The 16064-nt window shown below is 64.3% G+C and carries 19 protein-coding genes; 9 read left to right on the forward strand and 10 right to left on the reverse strand.

What is annotated here, in order from left to right; all coding sequences use genetic code 11:
• Positions 1 to 16: 16 nt before the first annotated feature.
• Positions 17 to 799: a 3-hydroxybutyrate dehydrogenase gene (locus AC1DW3_RS20895; RefSeq protein WP_457356256.1), complete on the reverse strand. Its 783-nt coding sequence runs from the start codon at positions 797 to 799 to the stop codon at positions 17 to 19.
• Positions 800 to 812: 13 nt separating this feature from the next.
• Positions 813 to 2123, reverse strand: coding sequence for an NAD(P)/FAD-dependent oxidoreductase (locus tag AC1DW3_RS20900; RefSeq protein WP_477934459.1), 1311 nt, complete (start codon positions 2121 to 2123; stop codon positions 813 to 815).
• Positions 2124 to 2239: 116 nt separating this feature from the next.
• Here AC1DW3_RS20900 and AC1DW3_RS20905 point away from each other — a divergent pair, with 116 nt between their 5' ends.
• The 6 genes from AC1DW3_RS20905 (at position 2240) to AC1DW3_RS20930 (ending at position 6751) form a co-directional block, all read left to right on the forward strand.
• A complete protein-coding gene (locus AC1DW3_RS20905) occupies positions 2240 to 3157 on the forward strand; it encodes a LysR family transcriptional regulator (protein WP_457356258.1) in 918 nt (305 codons plus the stop codon).
• A gap of 99 nt (positions 3158 to 3256) precedes the next feature.
• Positions 3257 to 3814 carry a sigma-70 family RNA polymerase sigma factor gene (locus AC1DW3_RS20910; RefSeq protein ID WP_457356259.1) on the forward strand — a complete coding sequence of 186 codons (558 nt, stop codon included), beginning with the start codon at positions 3257 to 3259 and terminating at the stop codon, positions 3812 to 3814.
• The gene (locus tag AC1DW3_RS20915) at positions 3811 to 4032 is read left to right on the forward strand and encodes an anti-sigma factor family protein (protein ID WP_057298845.1); all 222 of its coding nucleotides are present in this window, start codon (positions 3811 to 3813) and stop codon (positions 4030 to 4032) included. Before AC1DW3_RS20910 ends, AC1DW3_RS20915 begins: the two co-directional genes overlap by 4 nt.
• 573 nt (positions 4033 to 4605) lie before the next feature.
• Positions 4606 to 5010, forward strand: coding sequence for a hypothetical protein (locus AC1DW3_RS20920; RefSeq protein ID WP_457391503.1), 405 nt, complete (start codon positions 4606 to 4608; stop codon positions 5008 to 5010).
• A gap of 22 nt (positions 5011 to 5032) precedes the next feature.
• Positions 5033 to 5851: an ADYC domain-containing protein gene (locus AC1DW3_RS20925; protein WP_477934462.1), complete on the forward strand. Its 819-nt coding sequence runs from the start codon at positions 5033 to 5035 to the stop codon at positions 5849 to 5851.
• A 54-nt stretch (positions 5852 to 5905) separates the two neighbouring features.
• Complete coding sequence (locus AC1DW3_RS20930; protein ID WP_477934464.1) at positions 5906 to 6751, forward strand: PEP-CTERM sorting domain-containing protein; 846 nt, start codon at positions 5906 to 5908, stop codon at positions 6749 to 6751.
• A 557-nt stretch (positions 6752 to 7308) separates the two neighbouring features.
• On the opposite strand, the gene AC1DW3_RS20935 is transcribed toward AC1DW3_RS20930, so the two are convergent.
• The 6 genes from AC1DW3_RS20935 to AC1DW3_RS20960 all read right to left on the reverse strand — a co-directional run bounded on the left by AC1DW3_RS20935 (position 7309) and on the right by AC1DW3_RS20960 (position 11928).
• A complete protein-coding gene (locus AC1DW3_RS20935; RefSeq protein ID WP_477934466.1) occupies positions 7309 to 7884 on the reverse strand; it encodes a hypothetical protein in 576 nt (191 codons plus the stop codon).
• 430 nt (positions 7885 to 8314) lie between these two features.
• Complete coding sequence (locus AC1DW3_RS20940; protein WP_477934468.1) at positions 8315 to 8704, reverse strand: hypothetical protein; 390 nt, start codon at positions 8702 to 8704, stop codon at positions 8315 to 8317.
• Between the two features lie 18 nt (positions 8705 to 8722).
• Positions 8723 to 9040 (reverse strand): DUF6602 domain-containing protein, encoded by a 318-nt coding sequence (locus AC1DW3_RS20945; protein WP_477934470.1) that lies wholly within the window; start codon positions 9038 to 9040, stop codon positions 8723 to 8725.
• A 2-nt stretch (positions 9041 to 9042) separates the two neighbouring features.
• Positions 9043 to 9615 carry a nucleotidyltransferase gene (locus AC1DW3_RS20950; protein ID WP_477934472.1) on the reverse strand — a complete coding sequence of 191 codons (573 nt, stop codon included), beginning with the start codon at positions 9613 to 9615 and terminating at the stop codon, positions 9043 to 9045.
• Positions 9616 to 10078: 463 nt separating this feature from the next.
• Positions 10079 to 10888 (reverse strand): GSU2403 family nucleotidyltransferase fold protein, encoded by an 810-nt coding sequence (locus AC1DW3_RS20955; protein WP_477934474.1) that lies wholly within the window; start codon positions 10886 to 10888, stop codon positions 10079 to 10081.
• On the reverse strand, positions 10885 to 11928 hold the full coding sequence (locus AC1DW3_RS20960; protein WP_477934476.1) for an RpiR family transcriptional regulator: 1044 nt from the start codon (positions 11926 to 11928) through the stop codon (positions 10885 to 10887). The genes AC1DW3_RS20955 and AC1DW3_RS20960 overlap by 4 nt, the downstream gene beginning before the upstream one ends.
• Positions 11929 to 12725: 797 nt before the next feature.
• On the opposite strand from AC1DW3_RS20960, the gene AC1DW3_RS20965 reads away from it, so the two are divergent.
• Together AC1DW3_RS20965 and AC1DW3_RS20970 are read left to right on the forward strand one after the other, a co-directional pair.
• The gene (locus AC1DW3_RS20965; RefSeq protein WP_057300987.1) at positions 12726 to 13010 is read left to right on the forward strand and encodes a YlcI/YnfO family protein; all 285 of its coding nucleotides are present in this window, start codon (positions 12726 to 12728) and stop codon (positions 13008 to 13010) included.
• A complete protein-coding gene (locus tag AC1DW3_RS20970) occupies positions 13007 to 13333 on the forward strand; it encodes a type II toxin-antitoxin system RelE/ParE family toxin (RefSeq protein WP_477934478.1) in 327 nt (108 codons plus the stop codon). Before AC1DW3_RS20965 ends, AC1DW3_RS20970 begins: the two co-directional genes overlap by 4 nt.
• A 185-nt stretch (positions 13334 to 13518) precedes the next feature.
• Here AC1DW3_RS20970 and AC1DW3_RS20975 read toward each other — a convergent pair whose 3' ends face one another.
• Positions 13519 to 14463, reverse strand: a complete 945-nt coding sequence (locus tag AC1DW3_RS20975) for a pirin family protein (protein ID WP_477934480.1) — start codon at positions 14461 to 14463, stop codon at positions 13519 to 13521.
• Positions 14464 to 14487: 24 nt separating this feature from the next.
• Positions 14488 to 14865: a DoxX family protein gene (locus tag AC1DW3_RS20980; protein WP_477934481.1), complete on the reverse strand. Its 378-nt coding sequence runs from the start codon at positions 14863 to 14865 to the stop codon at positions 14488 to 14490.
• Positions 14866 to 14974: 109 nt separating this feature from the next.
• Between AC1DW3_RS20980 and AC1DW3_RS20985 the strand changes: the two genes are divergently transcribed.
• A complete protein-coding gene (locus AC1DW3_RS20985) occupies positions 14975 to 15943 on the forward strand; it encodes a LysR family transcriptional regulator (protein WP_477934483.1) in 969 nt (322 codons plus the stop codon).
• The last annotated feature ends 121 nt before the right edge of the window (positions 15944 to 16064 follow it).

Consider the following 16064-nt stretch of genomic DNA (forward strand, 5'->3'; position numbering starts at 1 on the left):
TGGGCTGAGCCCGGGCTTACTGCGCCGTCCAGCCGCCTTCGATGGGCAGGATGGCGCCGGTGATGGAGGCCGCGTCGTCTGAGCACAGGAAGGCCGTGAGGGCGGCGACCTGCTCGACGGTGACGAACTTCTTGGTGGGCTGGGCGGCCAGCAACACGTTGCGCACCACCTCTTCGGGGCTGATGCCGCGGGCCTTGGCTGTGTCGGGGATCTGCTGCTCGACCAGCGGCGTCAGCACATAGCCGGGGCAGACCGCGTTGACGGTGATGCCGCCCTCGGCCACTTCCAGCGCCACGGTCTTCGTGAAGCCCGCGACGCCGTGCTTGGCCGTCACATAGGCCGACTTGTAGGGGCTGGCTACCAGCGCATGGGCTGAGGCGATGTTGACGATACGCCCGAAGCCCTTCTTCTTCATCGCCGGCAGTGCCAGCCGCGTGGTGTGGAAGCAGGCCGACAGGTTGATGGCCAGGATGGCGTACCACTTGTCGACGGGGAACTCGTCCACCGGCGAGACGTGCTGGATGCCGGCGTTGTTGACAAGCAGGTCGATGCAGCCGAACTCGGACAGTGCCTTGCCCATCATGTCCTCGATGGCTTCGGGGCGACTCATGTCGGCGCCGTCGTAGCGCACTTGCACGTCGTATTGCTCGGCCAACTCGCCGCGCAGCCGTGCGATCTCGGCGGCGTCGCCAAAACCGTTGAGGATGATGTTGGCGCCTTGGGCGGCCAGGGTGCGCGCGATGCCCAGGCCGATGCCTGAGGTCGAGCCTGTGACGAGGGCGGTCTTGCCAATGAACATGATGCGGGTGCTCCTAGTGATTCGTGGGTTGGGCAGGTGGTGGCGTATCAACGTCCGCAGTACGCGTGAAGCGCAGATGAGTGACGTCGGCAGGGAAGAAGAGGCTCCAGGTCCACTCGACCCAGATGCGCACCTTGCGGCCCAGCGTGGGCATGCGCATGAGGTAGTAAGCCCGCCATAGCAGCCATGCAGGCAGGCCGGTGAGCTTGATGCCGAAGACCTGTGCCACACCGCGGTGATGGCCGGTTGTGGCCATCATTCCGCGCGATTCGTGATTGAAGGGGCGGGTGGGTTGGCCAGCGATGTGGCGCAGCAGGTTTCGCGCGAGCTGTTCGGCCTGAGCCACGGCGAACTGCGCCGTCGGCGGGCAAGGCTGGCCATCGGCCAGGTTGAGGGTCGCGGCGCAGTCGCCGACTGCCCACAGGCCGGGCCGGTCGGGCACCTGGCCATCGGAGTCGGTCACGATGCGGCCACGCAGAGTCGTGAGACCCAGGCGGTCTACCAATGGGTTGCTGCGTGCGCCGATGGTGCAGACGACGGTGGCGGCCGGCAGGCGTTCGCCGCTGGCCAGGTCAACGCCATAGGCGTCCACGTTGGCAGCACGCGCGCCCAGGCGCACGTCCACGCCGCGCTCCGCAAGCGACTTGGCGGCCGAGATGCCCAGTGTGGCCGGCAGTTCCGGCAGCAGTCGGTCGCCGTCGTGCAGCAGCGAGACGCGCAGCTCGTGGGCCTTCACGCGGGGATAGCAGCGCAGTGCGCTGCGGATGAAGTCCACGACGGCACCGGCCACCTCGACGCCCGAGAAACCTCCGCCGATGACGACGAAGTGGCCCAGCGAGCGTCGATGCGCCTTGTTGTGGCTCAGCTCGATGTGGGCCAGGCGCTGCAGCAGGCGGTTGCGGATGTGCATCGCGTCGCCCACCAGCTTGAGCGGCAGCGCATGCTCGGCCAGGCCCGGGATGATGTTGAGGTTGGCGCGCTGACCGAAAGCCAGTACCAGATGGTCGAAGCTCATCTCCAGCGGGCCGGCCAGCGTGGAGCAGCTGAGGGTCTTGGCCGCGTGGTCGACACGCTCCAGCCGGCCCATGATGAAGCGGGTCGTGACCAGCATCTCGCGGATCGGCGCGATGACGTGCTCAGGGAACACGGCCGCCCCCACCACCTCGGCCAGCATGGGGTTGAAGGTGGTGTAGCTCTCTTCGCTGAGCAGCACGAGCTGCCAGCCCGGCGGCAGCTGTGCCTCCAGGCGGCGGGCCAGCGTGGTGCCGGCAAAGCCGCCGCCGGCGATGACCAGGGTCTTGAGGGGTTGGGTGGGGGTGTTCATAGGCTTGCTCGTCAACGGGGAGAAGCTTAGGAACCGGGCCCGCGGCGCGGAAATCGCAACAATTCATCGCGCCATCGGCGGCGGTTATCGGCGACGTGCTTTTTCACTGAAAGGTTTTGCGCCCGTCCTCGACCGAGGTGCGCATGGAGCTCTACCAGATCCGCTATTTCCTGGCCGTGGCCGACACGCTGAACTTCACGCGTGCGTCGGAGCGGTCCTTCGTGTCGCAGCCGGCGCTCACCAAGGCCATACAACGGCTGGAAGAGGCCATCGGCGGACGGCTTTTCGACCGCACCAAGAACTCGGTGCAGCTCACCGAGCTGGGTCGGGGCATGCTGCCCAACTTCCGCCAGATCTACGAGACGGCCAATCACGCCCGCGAAGAGGCCAGGCGCCTCACGCGCGTGCAGCGCGAGGTGGTGCGCGTAGGCGTCATGTGCACCATCGACTTCCACCAGGTGCTGCCGGGCTTCGTGGAGAGCCAGGAGGGCCGCACCGAGGTGGAACTGAGCTTTCGCGAGGGCAACCTGGAGGCGCTGACCGATGCGCTGGATCAGGGCGACGTGGACGTGGGCATCATGTGCTCTCCCTATGAGATCCCCAAGCGCTTCGCCGCCACGCCGCTGTTCAGCGAGGACTACGTGCTGGCCATCGGCGACGACCACCGCTTCAGCGGCCGCGTCAGCGTGGAGATGGCCGAGCTCAATCGCGAGCGCTATTGCGAGCGTGTGATGTGCGAGTTCTCGACCTACATCGAGCGGCTGCTGCGCGACCGCGGCGTGCGGCTGGAGGTGGTGCAGCAGTCATCGCGCGAGGACTGGATTCAGGCCTTGGTCCGCGCCAACTTCGGCGTCGCCTTCATGCCCATCTCCATCGCCCGCGCCGCTCGGCTTGCGTACGTGACCATGTCGGACGTGCCCATCGTGCGCGAGGTCAGCGTGCTGACCCAGGCCGAGCGTCCCACAAGCCCGGCGCAACAGGCCGTCATTGATTCGCTCGTGAACCACGGCTGGGAGGAGGGACGGCCGGGCTGACCCCCTAGAACCATTCCTCGACTGTTCCGCGGCCGTTCGGCAAGCTGCAGGCAAGGCGGCTCTTTGTAAACTGGACCATCGCGATTGCCATGGGACCCCATGACCGACTTTGCGCTACAGGTTGAAGGCCTGCGCCCTCATCTGCTGAGGTTCGCGCGGGCTCAGTTGAGAAACGATGCATGGGCCGAGGACGCGGTGTCTGAGTGCCTGCTCGCCGCACTGGAGCGCCCGCAGTCCTTTGGTGGCCAGTCCCAGCTCAAGACCTGGCTGATCGGCATCCTCAAGCACAAGCTCGTTGACCAGTTGCGCCGCAACACCCGTGAGGCGACGGTGCTCGTTGGCGAGGACGGCGAGGATCTGTTCGACGACCTATTTCAAGCCGACGGCCACTGGCGTGAAGCGCCACGCGACTGGGGTGACCCCGATGCTGCCTGCTGCCAGAAGCAATTCTTCGAGGTGCTGCAGGTCTGCTGCGAGCACCTGCCGCCTACGCAAGCCCGCGTGTTCATGATGCGCGAGTGGCTGGAGCTGGAGTCCGACGAGATCTGTCGCGAACTGGCCATCACGTCCGCCAATCTGTGGGTGCTGCTTCACCGCGCGCGCATGAGGCTGCGAGATTGCCTGCAGGTGCGCTGGTTCGACGAGGTGGCCACATGAGCCTCAAGAACACGCTCACTTGCCGCGAAGCCGCGCGCCTGCTGCTGGAAGACGAAGACCATGAAATTCCGGCCGCCGACCGTCTGGCCCTGCAACTGCATGTGCGGGTCTGCTTCGCCTGCGCGCGCTTCGTCGCCCAGCTCAACCTCATGCGACGCGCGACTCGTGCCTGGCGCAAGCACAGCGAGACTGGCGATGACGAGGCGATCATCGAGTAGGAGCATGCTGCGGCGCATAAGCCCGTAGTTGCTGTTAGCTCAACTTGCGCCGGCCCCGTGGGGGCCGTGTGCTTCACGCGCTGGTTCCAGTAGGCATTGAGTACGCGCCAAGAATCGGGTGCGGACCTGATGCCGACCTCAGCGTGAGCGCGACCTTACCCGACACCGGTCCGCCACAGCCAGCCCGCCGCCGAGCCCCTCCAACTCGGCGCGGAAGCTGTGGATGCAGACGCAGACGCAGACGCAGAAGCTTTGGTTGCTGCTCGGCGGAGCGAGCCGCCTCGGCGGCGCTCGGCCGCTCGACGCCAAAGCTAACGACGTAGAAGGTGCACGTTATGCACTTCTCGTCGAAGGCTGACGACAGAGCGGCAGCCTGCCCCGCGTAGTCGCGAGGCGCGCGGGCGCCTTACATACACGTGCGTCACCGGTTCAAGGGGCATCTCGCCAAGTAAGGACTAGGCGCGTCGGCGGACCAAACCAAGCGCCTTCACGCTCCATCCGAGGCGATCGCGTATCCCCAAGTAGCGACAGGTGCGTTTGCCGTCGCAACACATCCACCCCAAGGAAACCTCCATGAAGACCACCATGCTCCGCACCATCCTCTCTGCTGCCTTCGCCGTCGCCGCGCTGGCCCATGTACCGGCCCAGGCAGCTGCGTTGGCGAACGGCACACAGCTCAACGGCCTGTATACCAACGGTCTGTATACCAACGGTCTGTACACGAACGGGCTGTACACGAACGGCCTCGTCCTCAACGGGATTCAGATCAATGGCCTCGTCCTCAACGGGATTCAGATCAACGGCTTCGTCGTCAACGGGATTCAGATCAACGGCTTCGTCGTCAACGGGATTCAGATCAACGGCTTCGTCGTCAACGGCATGAAGTCCAACGGTACCGACCTGAGCACCCCAAGCGCCGCGTTGCCGCAAGTCGAAACCATCGTGCTGCGCGACGGCCGCAAGCTGGCAGTTCGCTGACCTGTCCCATCGGGACCCGACCATGGCCGCCATCAACACCTGGGTTCTGACTACGCTGGGTTGCGCTCTGCACGGGCTGGTGGCCGCCGCGCCGCCAATCGCGCCCGTCGCCCCGCTGCGCGCCGAGGGCACCGAGTGGGTGTTGCAGACCGAGAGCGGTGCACTGCGTTCAGCCGACCTGGTGGGCGCCGAGCTGCGCTTGGCCGGCGGCGCGGCGTTACGCATCGACAGCGTGCAACACATCAGCGGCGGCTCGGAACGCGGCTGGTGGGCCCACGAGTTGTCGGTCCGGACCGAGCTGCAGGGCTGGCAGCCGCTGTGCTCACCGCACAGCGACGGCACGCACTACGCCGTGGTGCTGCCCGGGCGCGAGCAGGCCGACGGCTCGCTGAGCGAAGACGCCACGGCCTTTGCACTGAGCTGCACCAGCGGTGCCCTGGCCAAATGCCTTCGCATGGGCTATGAGCCATGGCAGACCACCCCCACCGGCGTGCCGCTGCGCAGCACCTTCAACGCATGTGCGCGCATGGTGCGCGCCGACTACGGCGGCCACGGCGTGCCCTACACCGAAAACGGACACCAGATCGATGTCTACGACCCGCTCGGCGTGCAGCGGCCAGACCTGCTGCCCGGCCAGCATTTCGAGGCGGGTTGGAGCGAGTACGGCGCGGTCTGCGTGCACCACGTGCGCGTGGAACACAAGCTCACGCTGGCTCAACTGGAATCGCTCTACCCGCGGTTGCGCGGTCGCGTCGGTGAGGCCTGCACCGAGGACTTTGCGCGCGCGCATGGCGCCCTGCTGTTCAACCGCTCGGACCCGCCCGGCACGGTGGCGCGTTGAATCAAGTTCCCGCTTAGCTTGCCCTGAACTCCATCCCCAACTCATAGAGAAGCCATGATTCGATTCCGGAAATACGCCCTTGTCTTACTGGCGACCGCAGCATCAACCGCCATGGTGGCCCCGGCCCACGCCGGGCCGGTGTCGACCCTGTACCTCACCAACGTGTCATCCAAGAGCCTGTACACGGTTCAGGGTGACGCAGTCACCGGTTCGGCGCCCACCTACTGCAACCATTGTGAACAGCCCATCGCCGTGTATGGCGACGTTCGCACCATGGGCAATGGCAGTGGCTTTGGCGGCCGCTACAACCTCGATCTGACGCAAACCGGCACGACCTATGTGCAGTCGACCAGCGCGGGCCTCGTCGATGGTGCCACCGACGGCCGGCGCAACTATGCCGTCGCAGCCGGCTTTGGCGGCAACCCCTCGGGCGTCTACTCCTTCGACCGTGAATGGGGCGACCCAACCTTGCTGTTTCTGCTGGACGACGGTGCCCGGGCCTCGGGCATCACCTACGACCCAACGAACAAGACGCTTTGGCTGCAGGCCACCCTGGACACGCCGAACGGCGCCGCGGGCGAGCTGCGGAACTATCAGATGGATGGCCGGCTGATGACTTCCCTCAGCGATCTGGTGGGTGGTGCATTGGCGATGGACTACGCCGACAACACGTTGTGGGTGGTTCGGGGGCCGACGCAGTATTTCGACCAGTACAGCCGCAGCGGCATGCTGCTGCAAACCACGTCCTATGCAGGCCTAGTCGGCAAGAACGGCACCGGCGCCGAATTCGATCTGGCTGCGGCGGCGACCACAGTGCCCGAACCGGGCAGCCTAGTCATGGCCCTTACCTCGCTGGCGGGGTTGGGAATGGTCAGCCGCAGACGCCGGAGTCGGTCCTGAAGTTCCGAGCCGGCCAATCGCCGACTTCACGACGCAGGTTAAAGCGCCAAGTCATAGCCTTGTCCAATGCGATTGATGAAGCTATCAACTCGCCCCAGCCGACGGTCCACCCCGGGCGATGGCGGTGCGGTTGGCCGCCTGCTGCGCCTGCTCTTGCTGGTCATAGACCAGCTGGTTATGGACCGCCAATCGTTCCGCAGGCCAACCGTTCAACGACCGTTGCCGCCGGTAGCGGCCGCTGGATCGCGAATCCTGGATGACAGCGCCCAGCCTGTAGCCGCGGGTCGGCGACTTTCGGCTTTGGGCACTTTGCTGCCCTACGGTCCGCAAATCCTAGAGGCAGTACCCAGCCTCAAGCCGACCTACGCGTTGCGGTCCACGGCTAAGTCGGCTTGAGGCTGTGAGCGGTCCGGCATTGATCAATGCGGACCGACAGCTCCCAATGTCCACGAGCCCTTGGCGATTACCGACCAAAACGCGCGATACCGCAGCACCTGGGTGCAGCTCGAGGGCACCGCACGCAGCGCGGGGTTGTTGGAGGTCGAGCCGAACCGAGCTCAGCGCAGCTTTGCCGACGCGCAGGTCTGCATCAACGCTTCTCGGTAGGCCTGCAGACGCTCGGGATCGTCCAGCGCAAATGCCTTGGGGATGACACGGTCGAACATCTCCTGGGGATAACGCTTGGCATCCTTCAAGTAGTAGCGAGCGAAACGCTTGGTGCCCGCTAGGCCGCCGCCGCCGGCCTTGTACTGCCGTGCGTGCAGCACCACGTCGATTTCGGCAAAGCAAGCTACCAGACTTTCAGCGGGCGGAAGCTCGGCAGTTGCGGCCGGGCGCAAGCACTGCAGAAATTTCTCGGCGCCGAAGAGGTCGAAGTCGCGCAGGCCCTCTTCCTTGCGGCGATAGAGCTCGTCGAGGAAGGAATACTGATACTCGGAGGTGTCGGGCTGGACGCGCCAGTGCTGCAGGGGTAGGTTGCGCACGAAGGCTTCGCGCGCCGTGCCCTGCGCGATGAAACCCTTGAGAATGCAATCAGGGTCAACCGTTGCGCCGGATTGGGCCATGGCCTGGCCGGTGGCCAAGAGGGACAGGACGGTGGCTGCGAGGGCCATCAGGCTGGACGCGATCTTCATGGGGCTCCGTTGAGGTGGACTTCTGGGTCGGGCGCCGGCATTCTCACCGTGCGTCGAACCCGGGCTATCCGGGATGTTGGCGCTTGATGCCCTGATCGCCACTAAAGCGGCTTTCGCCGCAAAGCGGCCGGGCCACAGGCCAAGGGCGGCTTCAGGCGATAGCGGTCTGTCATTGGCCACGTCCGAACCATCATGTCCAGCCGGTCCAGTCACCTGAATCTTTCGGCTTCGAGCGAACTACCCGGCCGTCGTCACCTCAATGTGAGGGTCACCCGGGGTGTCCACCAAACATGCCCACACACCCCGTCCTCATGGGCTTCCTTGCAATCCCGACCGCTGCCTTAGCTGACACACTTCGTACCGGCCAAGGGTGACGACGTCATCGCGGCGCGCTTCAATGCGGCCGCGCGGCAGTCGAAGTGACAGCCGCCTACATTGCGGCGCGATAAGCTCCGAAGTCGATGGGCGCCACCGTGCCCAGCTGCTGAAGGCTCTGAAGAAAGCTGAAGAGGAAGAAGACCAGGCCGGTGTCCGGCGTCGAGGCCTGCAGGTGCGTGCCGCTCGCATCACGCGAGATCTCAAAAGCCTGGCTGTCGGCCGCACACACCAGCTGCAGTAGATGGTTGCCATCGAGTCCCCCGACGTGCTTGAGCAACTGCTCGTCCGCGTTGCCTTTTGCCCAGCCGATATCGGTTGTGAGCAGGCCGGCCAGAATGGTGATGGGTGGCTTGACGGGTGTGGCGCCGCGGATGTCCGTCACCGCAGCGCTCGTGCGATGCAGCCGCCGCACCGAGGCAGCCTTGCCGGCCGCGTAGGCCACGTGCCCCGCGTCCAGCGTCTACTTGACCTCGAAGACCGCATAGACGGCCTCGGCCGGGATGAACTTGAAGCCAGCCCGCTCGAACACCAGGGGCGAGTGGTGGCGGTCATAGACCACTACGTCGATCGACTCGCTTGTGCCGCCGCGGCTGTCGATGACCGTGGCCTTGTCCACGCAGTACCGACTTGGCAGGAAGCTGCGCAGCAGCTCCAGCCACTCGGTCTCTGACACAGCGCCCTTGTCGCCCGGGTGGCCAACGTGGACCCGGGCCAGGCGCAGTTGGATGGCCAACTGCTGCTGACGATCGACGAAGAGCTGTCGCAGGTCGATGGCCATGATCACCACACGAAGTTGCTGTAGTGCGGCTGGGCCCGCGCGACGCCGGCCGCGATCGCGATCCCCGATCGCTCGGTGTCCGTCAGATCATCGGTCACCACGTTGTTCGTGTTCGCCGGATCCAAGAGGCGCGCCGTGCGCATGTTGTCGCGCAGCCATTCCAGCGCAGCGCTGACGTTGTTAGCCAGATCGCCCAGTCGGCGGCCGTGCAGAGCCTGCAGGACCGCGAGCTCCAGGATGAAGCTCGGAAAGTCCAGGCCGGTCAGCGTGCGCCAGCGCTTGAGGATGCGAATCTCCTCCGTGCGGCCGGATTGGGCCACCGTCTGGATTTGCAGAGCGATGTTGGTCTGCGTCCAAGTTTGGGCCTTGTTGCGCCACAGAGAGAACCAGTTTTGATAGCCGTCCTGCATGCGGCCAGGCACTAGGTCGAAGTGATAGCCACCCAGCTGGATCCCGATCGACACGTTCTGCCGGCGGGCGAACCAGGGCTGCTGCGACGCCACTTGGTGCAGCGACTCGTAGATATCGCGTAGCCCGCCGGGGGTCGTCGAGGACATTGCCACGAAGAGATCCATATCGTTGGCGCCGGCGTTGGCCGTGCCCTTTGCCACCGAGCCCGACAGGTGATGCTGCTGAGGTACTGACCGGCCCACCGCTGCAGGATGGGTACGACGTGCTGCAGCGCCACCGCCTTGGCGCTGGCGGCGTTGACCTGATGCTGGGCAAGCACGTTGCGGAGGTGTTGATCGGCTGACACGGCTTGAAGATGGATCGCGGGCATTCTGTCAGGTGACTACCCGGAAGCAGCCATTCACGGTCGACCGCTCTTGGCCGGGACCGGGTCCCCGTCAGATCCGCCGTTAGCCGACGCTGGCTGGCCGCATCCTTCCACCGAGGTCAGCTCACCTTCCCGCCAGGCAAGACCCGGTCCCGGCCACCTGCGGTCACACACGTCCGGCTGCTTCGTAGAGGCTGCGCTGCAGTTCGAAGTCAAGAGAGGCAGCAGCCATTTCGGGCGATCTTCAGAGCCTGTAGCGCTCAGTCAAAAATCTGCTCAAAGGCGAGCTGGCAGGTCCTTTGAATGTTCTCTGGCGACAGATTCCGATCCGTCGGGATGCGTGCGGCCGCGCGAATCACGTCGTTGATGCCGGAGAACGTCGCCTTCGTGACCGCCTCCACTTCTGCGGCCTGCTTGCCGAGCGATGGGGCCACGACGTTTCTCCACGATATCTGGAAGTCTTCCAACAAGCCGCCAAACGTCTCGATGGTGTCGTACCCATACAGCAAGTCTTGAGCCTGTTTGTCGGCCTTTCTGTCGTCGACGATCAGGAACTTCTGAACCATGAAGCACAGTGGATTCGCCACGCGGACGTCCATCGCGGCCGGCAAGGGGAATCCGCCTTTAGGTTCCAAGGAAATTGTCCAGGGATCGACCAGCAGGACATCCAGGTTGCGGATCTTCTGGGCCGAGATGCCGCCTTTCGACAGCGTGGAGTCGGGTGCCCCGCCCCGCTTCATTCCGCTGCCGATCAAGGGCGTCAGGAACTCGGCGTAGAACCCGCCCTGTTCCTCGTCCAAGGTGTAACTTGCGGTGGGTGGCCGGAAATCGCCTGCGAGCTCCTCCTTGAAGCCACGTTCAAGAAGCGCAGCCTTCATATCGCCCTCGATCGGCGCCCGGTTGGCGAATGCGAGATCGGTGTCGCGAGTAAACACTGGTTGATGTTCAAGCTTGTTCGCGCGCGGATCAAAGCGATGCAGCCGATGCGCCCAGCCTCCGATGAAGACCAGTTGCCCGCGCCAAGGTTCCAAGGCGAGCGCCAATTTCGCGAAAGGTTCGAGGTCGTTCATTGGAGTTGGGTCACGGACTGGATGTGCTTTGTGTAGATGAATTCGGCCTGCTCTCTCCCTCGCGAAGGGTGATTAGCCACATCAAGCCAGGTCTGGATGACATCGGATGCGTAAGACCCATCGCGCTGGACAGCGCCGCGGAACGTGGACTTTGGAAATTGCGCTTGTCGCAAGATGAAGTCGGGCTTCTCGGACGGGCCGGYAATCGTGACTCCCCGCCATGGCCTATCGATAGCCCGGGGCAGTCTCTCGACCAGGATATAGGGCGGAACGCCACTGACATGCCCCATGTTCAACGCGTCGGCAGCGGCAAACAGTCCGAGGCAGGCCTCTCGCTGACGCTCCTGGAGCAGTTTGTGGATTTGAACTTGCGGGGAGGCTTTGATGAGAAATCGCATGGGTAGGTCTACAGGCGTGCGTGCGGCGGCAGCTTGCCAGCGCCGTAGCAATTCCGCCCGGCGAACGAGGACGAGTCGATGCGAAGATTCGTCGATGAACTCCTCGAGCCTGAGCTGCTGCACGAAGCGGGAAACACTCATGCTTGATACGTTCGCCGCGGCGGCAAGCTCGGCGCCACTGCGGTATCGAGAGCGAGGTGCCTGGAGCAGACCACCGGCTATGTCGGGTGCAAGCAGGACTTTGAGCAGCCACTGGTTAAGGTCTGAGAACAGGTTGACGGGTGAACTCGTCGCGGGAGCGCCCACCGGCCAGCGTCGCGAAGTCGGCTCGTCCTGCGAGTTCAGGTCTTGCAGACCTTCCCCGCGAAAGTAGCGCCAACCCGTATTCGTCACGATGCCGACCGCCATCTCCGGCGCGTACCGTTCGAAGAACGAGTCGATCTGCTTGACGATCGACAGCGACGCGTCGTCAACGCAGACGACGGCCAGAGGTTGGGAATCTCCCAACGCCCTTGCGTAGGAGTTCGCCTGAAATAGGGCTTGTGTCAGCAGAGGGATCACCCGATCCGGCCGCCCCTCCGCCAACGACTTGACTTCGACGGCAAATCGCCGCCTGCCTTGACGGACGAGCAGATCGGCCATCGGCTGCTCTTGTCTATGAGGAAGCTCAGTGTCCCAACCGCTCGATTCGAAAACCTGCGCTACGACATCAATTGCTACCTCTCCTCGGCTTTTGCCAGGTCGGGAGGACTGCATCACTTGCTCCTGGAGCTGTTACCGTGGCCATTGTATATATCATGGCCAAGTTATTTAACATGGGCACGGTATCCAACATGACCATGTTCGAATCAAGGCGTCCTGCGATAGTCTGAACTTCGTCATTCAAACCAGCGGCACATCCATCGTCCGCCAGTCATCACAGACGTGGCGACCCGCCTGCAGGGGATCGCTCGGGCATCCGGTCGACAGCTGACTTCCGCCAAGATTCACGCCCGCTGCGCGCCACCGGAGGCTCAGTGACGGCTTGCGGGAAGCGAAACTGCGATGGCGTGTGGCTGTTCCGGGTAGGCCGTGACTGGTCGCAGCGCACGGATGCAGTCGCCCGGTAGGTGCCCGGGCTGAATCAGCAAGCCTACGGCTATGAGCGACTCCTTTCTGCATGGGAGCGGTCGGCGGAAAAAACTCTGCCCAACGCCGAATCGGTTCTCGGCCGCGATTCAACAAAACAAGATCGATGGAGCGCGGATCGCCTACGCCGACCATGCGACCAGCAAAACGGACGACAGCAATGGGCACAACGCTGCTGCAGACACTCCCATCGAGTTGAGGGCCAGCAAGCATGCGCCTGGGCCGCCTGAGCCGCCCGGGTCGATAGGGGTGGCGCGTCGGCAGCTTGGATGCGGATTGGCGGCGTAGCACGTTTGCTATACATTTGAGTGATGCGCTCCGCCACCTTTCCCCCCATCCGCGTCGAGCCCGAGGTTCGGGCCGAAGTCGAAGCCGTCTTGCGGGACGGAGAGTCGCTGACCCAGTTCATCGAGCAGGCGGTCGTTGCGGCCGCAGCTTGGCGTCGCGTGCAGGCGGAGTTCGTCAACCGCGGTGAGGCGGCGATCGAGCGTTGGAAGCAAGAAGGCGGCGGCCGTACGGTCGACGAGGTCATGGCCGGTTTGCAGGGGCGCCTTGACGACGCGAAACGTCGAGCAGCTGAACGCACTGGCCGGTGACGCCCGTCTACAGCGTCACGCTGCTCGAAGAGGCAGTTGCGGACCTTCAGCGCCTGGAGGACTTCGCCATCGAACGCGAGCTCGCAAGTGAAACGCCGGATTGGACGACGCCTCAACGCGCGCTCGACGCGATCAGCGAGGGGATGCGTCTACTGTCCTGGTCGCCTTTCACCTGCCGGAAGGCCGAACTGGGGAATGGCCGCTCGCGTGAATTGGTCGTGCCGTTCGGCGGCGCGGGCTATGTCGTGCTGTTCGAAATTGTCGGCAACGACGTGGTCGTGGGTGCTGTTCGACACCAGCGCGAAGAGGACTACCGCCTCTGAAATCGGGCACTCGGCCCAGAGGCCCAGCTCTGACTGCGCTGCGCTGAGCGTCAACAGCCGATTTGGAAGGAAGACCGAAATGCAAGCCCAACGGACGACTAGCCCTCGACAAAACCCGCGTGTTGCCTGCAAGCGCCGCTCCCCTCAAGCACTGGCCAATTCGCGCTTCTGAAATTCGCTCGCGGCTAGCGGAGAACCGGAACGGTGCCGGAGGGCGTGCGCTGAACACCAGTAGCCTTCATCCGGCGACCCAGCTCAGCGATCCGAGTCTCGCCCTCCCTCAGAGCGGCCGCGGAGGTGTGCACGGAATAGTTCCCGAGATGCAAGCCGTATGGGTGAGGCACGGCCGCGCCGAGCACGAATACTGCGTCCTCGGCACCGGCCTGAAAGTCGATCTCCTGCTCCGACTGCTCAAAGACAATCATTTCTCCAGGATGTATTGGCTCGCCGGCCTCAAGAGCTCCCTTGGCCAGAGCAAGCCAGCACACAGCCTGCCCGCCCGGCGGGTGGAAGGTCCAGCGCTGACCAGCGGGCAGCGTCACGAGAAGGTAGGTCACGCCCGGAGGCGCCGGAACCGGGCTCGCGACGCCGTCATAGCTACCTACGATCACAGATGCAGGCCCGGCGCTGCGCATGCCTGAAGCCTCGATACACCTGCTCTCGGGAACGCCGTTTTCGACGTCCGCCGGCAAGGCGAGCCAAAGCTGGAAGCCCTGTACCCGTGAGTAGCCCGGAACCGGCGACAGCTCCTTGCCATGCCAAACGCCGCTGCCAGCTCGCATCCACTCCACGCCGCCATAGGTCAGCGTACCTGCACCGAGGGACGGATCGTCGAACCGTAAGCCGCCTTCGGTGAACACGGTGACGGTAGCCACGCCCGAATGCGGATGCAGCGGCATGCCGTCGCCCTGGCTCATCGAATGCAGCATCTCCTCGCCCAGGTCGAAGATGTCGAGGAACACGAAAGGCTTCACCAGTTGCCCAAGGTCGGACGGGCTCATCAGCCGGGTGATCGGGCCATGCCCGTGCCCCCAGGTGCGGGTCGCGATACCGCGCGCCGGCGTGGGCTGCGCTTCGAATGGCACTTGGCGTGACGGGGCAGCAGCGATGGCAGATTGATTGAAGGTCATGGTGGTCTCCTGTACCAGGCCTGATCAGGCTGCTGCGGTCGTCGAAGCGGGCCGCAGACGCCAGGCGACGAAGACCGACAGTCCGCCCAGCACCACCGCGGGCAACGCGCTGCCGCCGATCGCCATGTGTGTGAACACGGCGCCCACCATGGTGGCCGTCAGCATCAGGCCCCCGAGAAAGCCAGCGAAGGGAATCAGGATCAGCAAGGCTCCGACAACCTCGACACCACCCGTCAGAACGCGGAACCACTGCCCGACGCCGATGGCATCAAACAGCTGGACCATGGCGGACAGGCCTAGCAGCTTGGCGCCACCGGCGGCACCGAACGCAACGGCAAGCAGGATCCGAACGCCCCAGACGAGACGGCGCTGCAGCGGGGATAGCGATGGTTGGGAGTTCATGGAAACGAGTCCTCGGTTTTGCTTCGACTCCACAGAGTACGGATCCACGCAACCTTAGACTAGGTGGACGAATTGGATTTCACTGATCCACTCAACGAAGGAATAAGGCGTGTTTGACTTGAACGATGTGGCGCTGTTTGTCGAAGTGGTCCGGTGCGGCAGCTTTGCCGAAGCTGGCCGGCGAAACGGCATGCCGGCCAACACCGTGAGCCGCCGCATTCAGGCGCTGGAAGCGCGGATGGATACGCGCTTGCTGCAGCGGTCCACGCGCAAGCTCACCCTCACCGCGGCCGGGCAGGCGTTCCATGAGCGCTGCGCGGGTGCGGTCGACGGATTGCTCGAGGCACAACAGGCATTGGTGACAGGAAGCTCGGCACCGAGCGGCCTTGTGCGGGTGGCGGCACCGGCTGACTTCTTTGATTTCGTTCCCATGAAGTGGGTGGTCGAGTACCTTGCCGCACATCCACAGGTTCAAATTGACTTCGTGCTCAGCGATTCGACCGCGGACCTGATTGCCGAACGGATCGACGTCGCGTTCCGCGGCGGTCCGTTGCCGGACTCAGGCTACGTCGGGCGCCGGCTGATGAATCCGGGTAGTGGCGGCCTCGTCGCCAGTCCGGCGTACCTTCGATCGAGAGGAACGCCGGCCTCGTTGCAGGACCTCGCAAATCACGACTGCATTGCAGCGCACCATCCCGGCGGTCGCGCCCGGTGGCGCCTGACCGATCAGCATGGCATGGTGGAGGAGGTGCAAGTCGTTGGCCGCTTCAGCGCCAATACCGCCCAGGCATTGCGCAAGGCTGCCGTCTCCGGGCTGGGTATCGCACTGCTGCCGCCCAATTTGGCGAAGCTGGATGTCGAGGCGGGTGTGCTGACGCCTGTTCTGCCGCAATATCGACTTGCTGGCCAAGGGCTCAACGCCCTCTATCCAAGCCGGCGGCACCTCCCGCCCGCCGTCACTGCATTCATCGACCATGTCGTGCACAAGCTGGGAACAGACAATGCACTGTTCCCGCCACCCTCTCCAAAAGCAGCGGCGACTGAAGGCGCCCGCAAGCGTCGGGCTGGCGTGCGGTAGCACAGACCAACCCCTCGCAGTCGAGGAGGAGAAGGAGGATCTTCCAGCCGGATCGATGACCTTCGAGCCCAATGGTCGACGCGGCGAGATGTCTGCGAGCAGGCGCGAGCCGCTTCGGCGA

The sequence above is a fragment of the Roseateles sp. P2_H4 genome (assembly GCF_056403315.1).

What these genes read in the sequence shown, in the direction of transcription:
- AC1DW3_RS20895 (WP_457356256.1), bottom strand. Translation starts at nt 799, where the DNA reads ATGTTCATTGGCAAGACCGCCCTCGTCACAGGCTCGACCTCAGGCATC.
- AC1DW3_RS20930 (WP_477934464.1), top strand. Translation starts at nt 5,906, where the DNA reads ATGATTCGATTCCGGAAATACGCCCTTGTCTTACTGGCGACCGCAGCA.
- AC1DW3_RS20925 (WP_477934462.1), top strand. Translation starts at nt 5,033, where the DNA reads ATGGCCGCCATCAACACCTGGGTTCTGACTACGCTGGGTTGCGCTCTG.
- AC1DW3_RS20955 (WP_477934474.1), bottom strand. Translation starts at nt 10,888, where the DNA reads ATGAACGACCTCGAACCTTTCGCGAAATTGGCGCTCGCCTTGGAACCT.
- AC1DW3_RS20965 (WP_057300987.1), top strand. Translation starts at nt 12,726, where the DNA reads ATGCGCTCCGCCACCTTTCCCCCCATCCGCGTCGAGCCCGAGGTTCGG.
- AC1DW3_RS20950 (WP_477934472.1), bottom strand. Translation starts at nt 9,615, where the DNA reads ATGGATCTCTTCGTGGCAATGTCCTCGACGACCCCCGGCGGGCTACGC.
- AC1DW3_RS20975 (WP_477934480.1), bottom strand. Translation starts at nt 14,463, where the DNA reads ATGACCTTCAATCAATCTGCCATCGCTGCTGCCCCGTCACGCCAAGTG.
- AC1DW3_RS20915 (WP_057298845.1), top strand. Translation starts at nt 3,811, where the DNA reads ATGAGCCTCAAGAACACGCTCACTTGCCGCGAAGCCGCGCGCCTGCTG.
- AC1DW3_RS20980 (WP_477934481.1), bottom strand. Translation starts at nt 14,865, where the DNA reads ATGAACTCCCAACCATCGCTATCCCCGCTGCAGCGCCGTCTCGTCTGG.
- AC1DW3_RS20935 (WP_477934466.1), bottom strand. Translation starts at nt 7,884, where the DNA reads ATGAAGATCGCGTCCAGCCTGATGGCCCTCGCAGCCACCGTCCTGTCC.
- AC1DW3_RS20945 (WP_477934470.1), bottom strand. Translation starts at nt 9,040, where the DNA reads ATGGCCATCGACCTGCGACAGCTCTTCGTCGATCGTCAGCAGCAGTTG.
- AC1DW3_RS20900 (WP_477934459.1), bottom strand. Translation starts at nt 2,123, where the DNA reads ATGAACACCCCCACCCAACCCCTCAAGACCCTGGTCATCGCCGGCGGC.
- AC1DW3_RS20910 (WP_457356259.1), top strand. Translation starts at nt 3,257, where the DNA reads ATGACCGACTTTGCGCTACAGGTTGAAGGCCTGCGCCCTCATCTGCTG.
- AC1DW3_RS20920 (WP_457391503.1), top strand. Translation starts at nt 4,606, where the DNA reads ATGAAGACCACCATGCTCCGCACCATCCTCTCTGCTGCCTTCGCCGTC.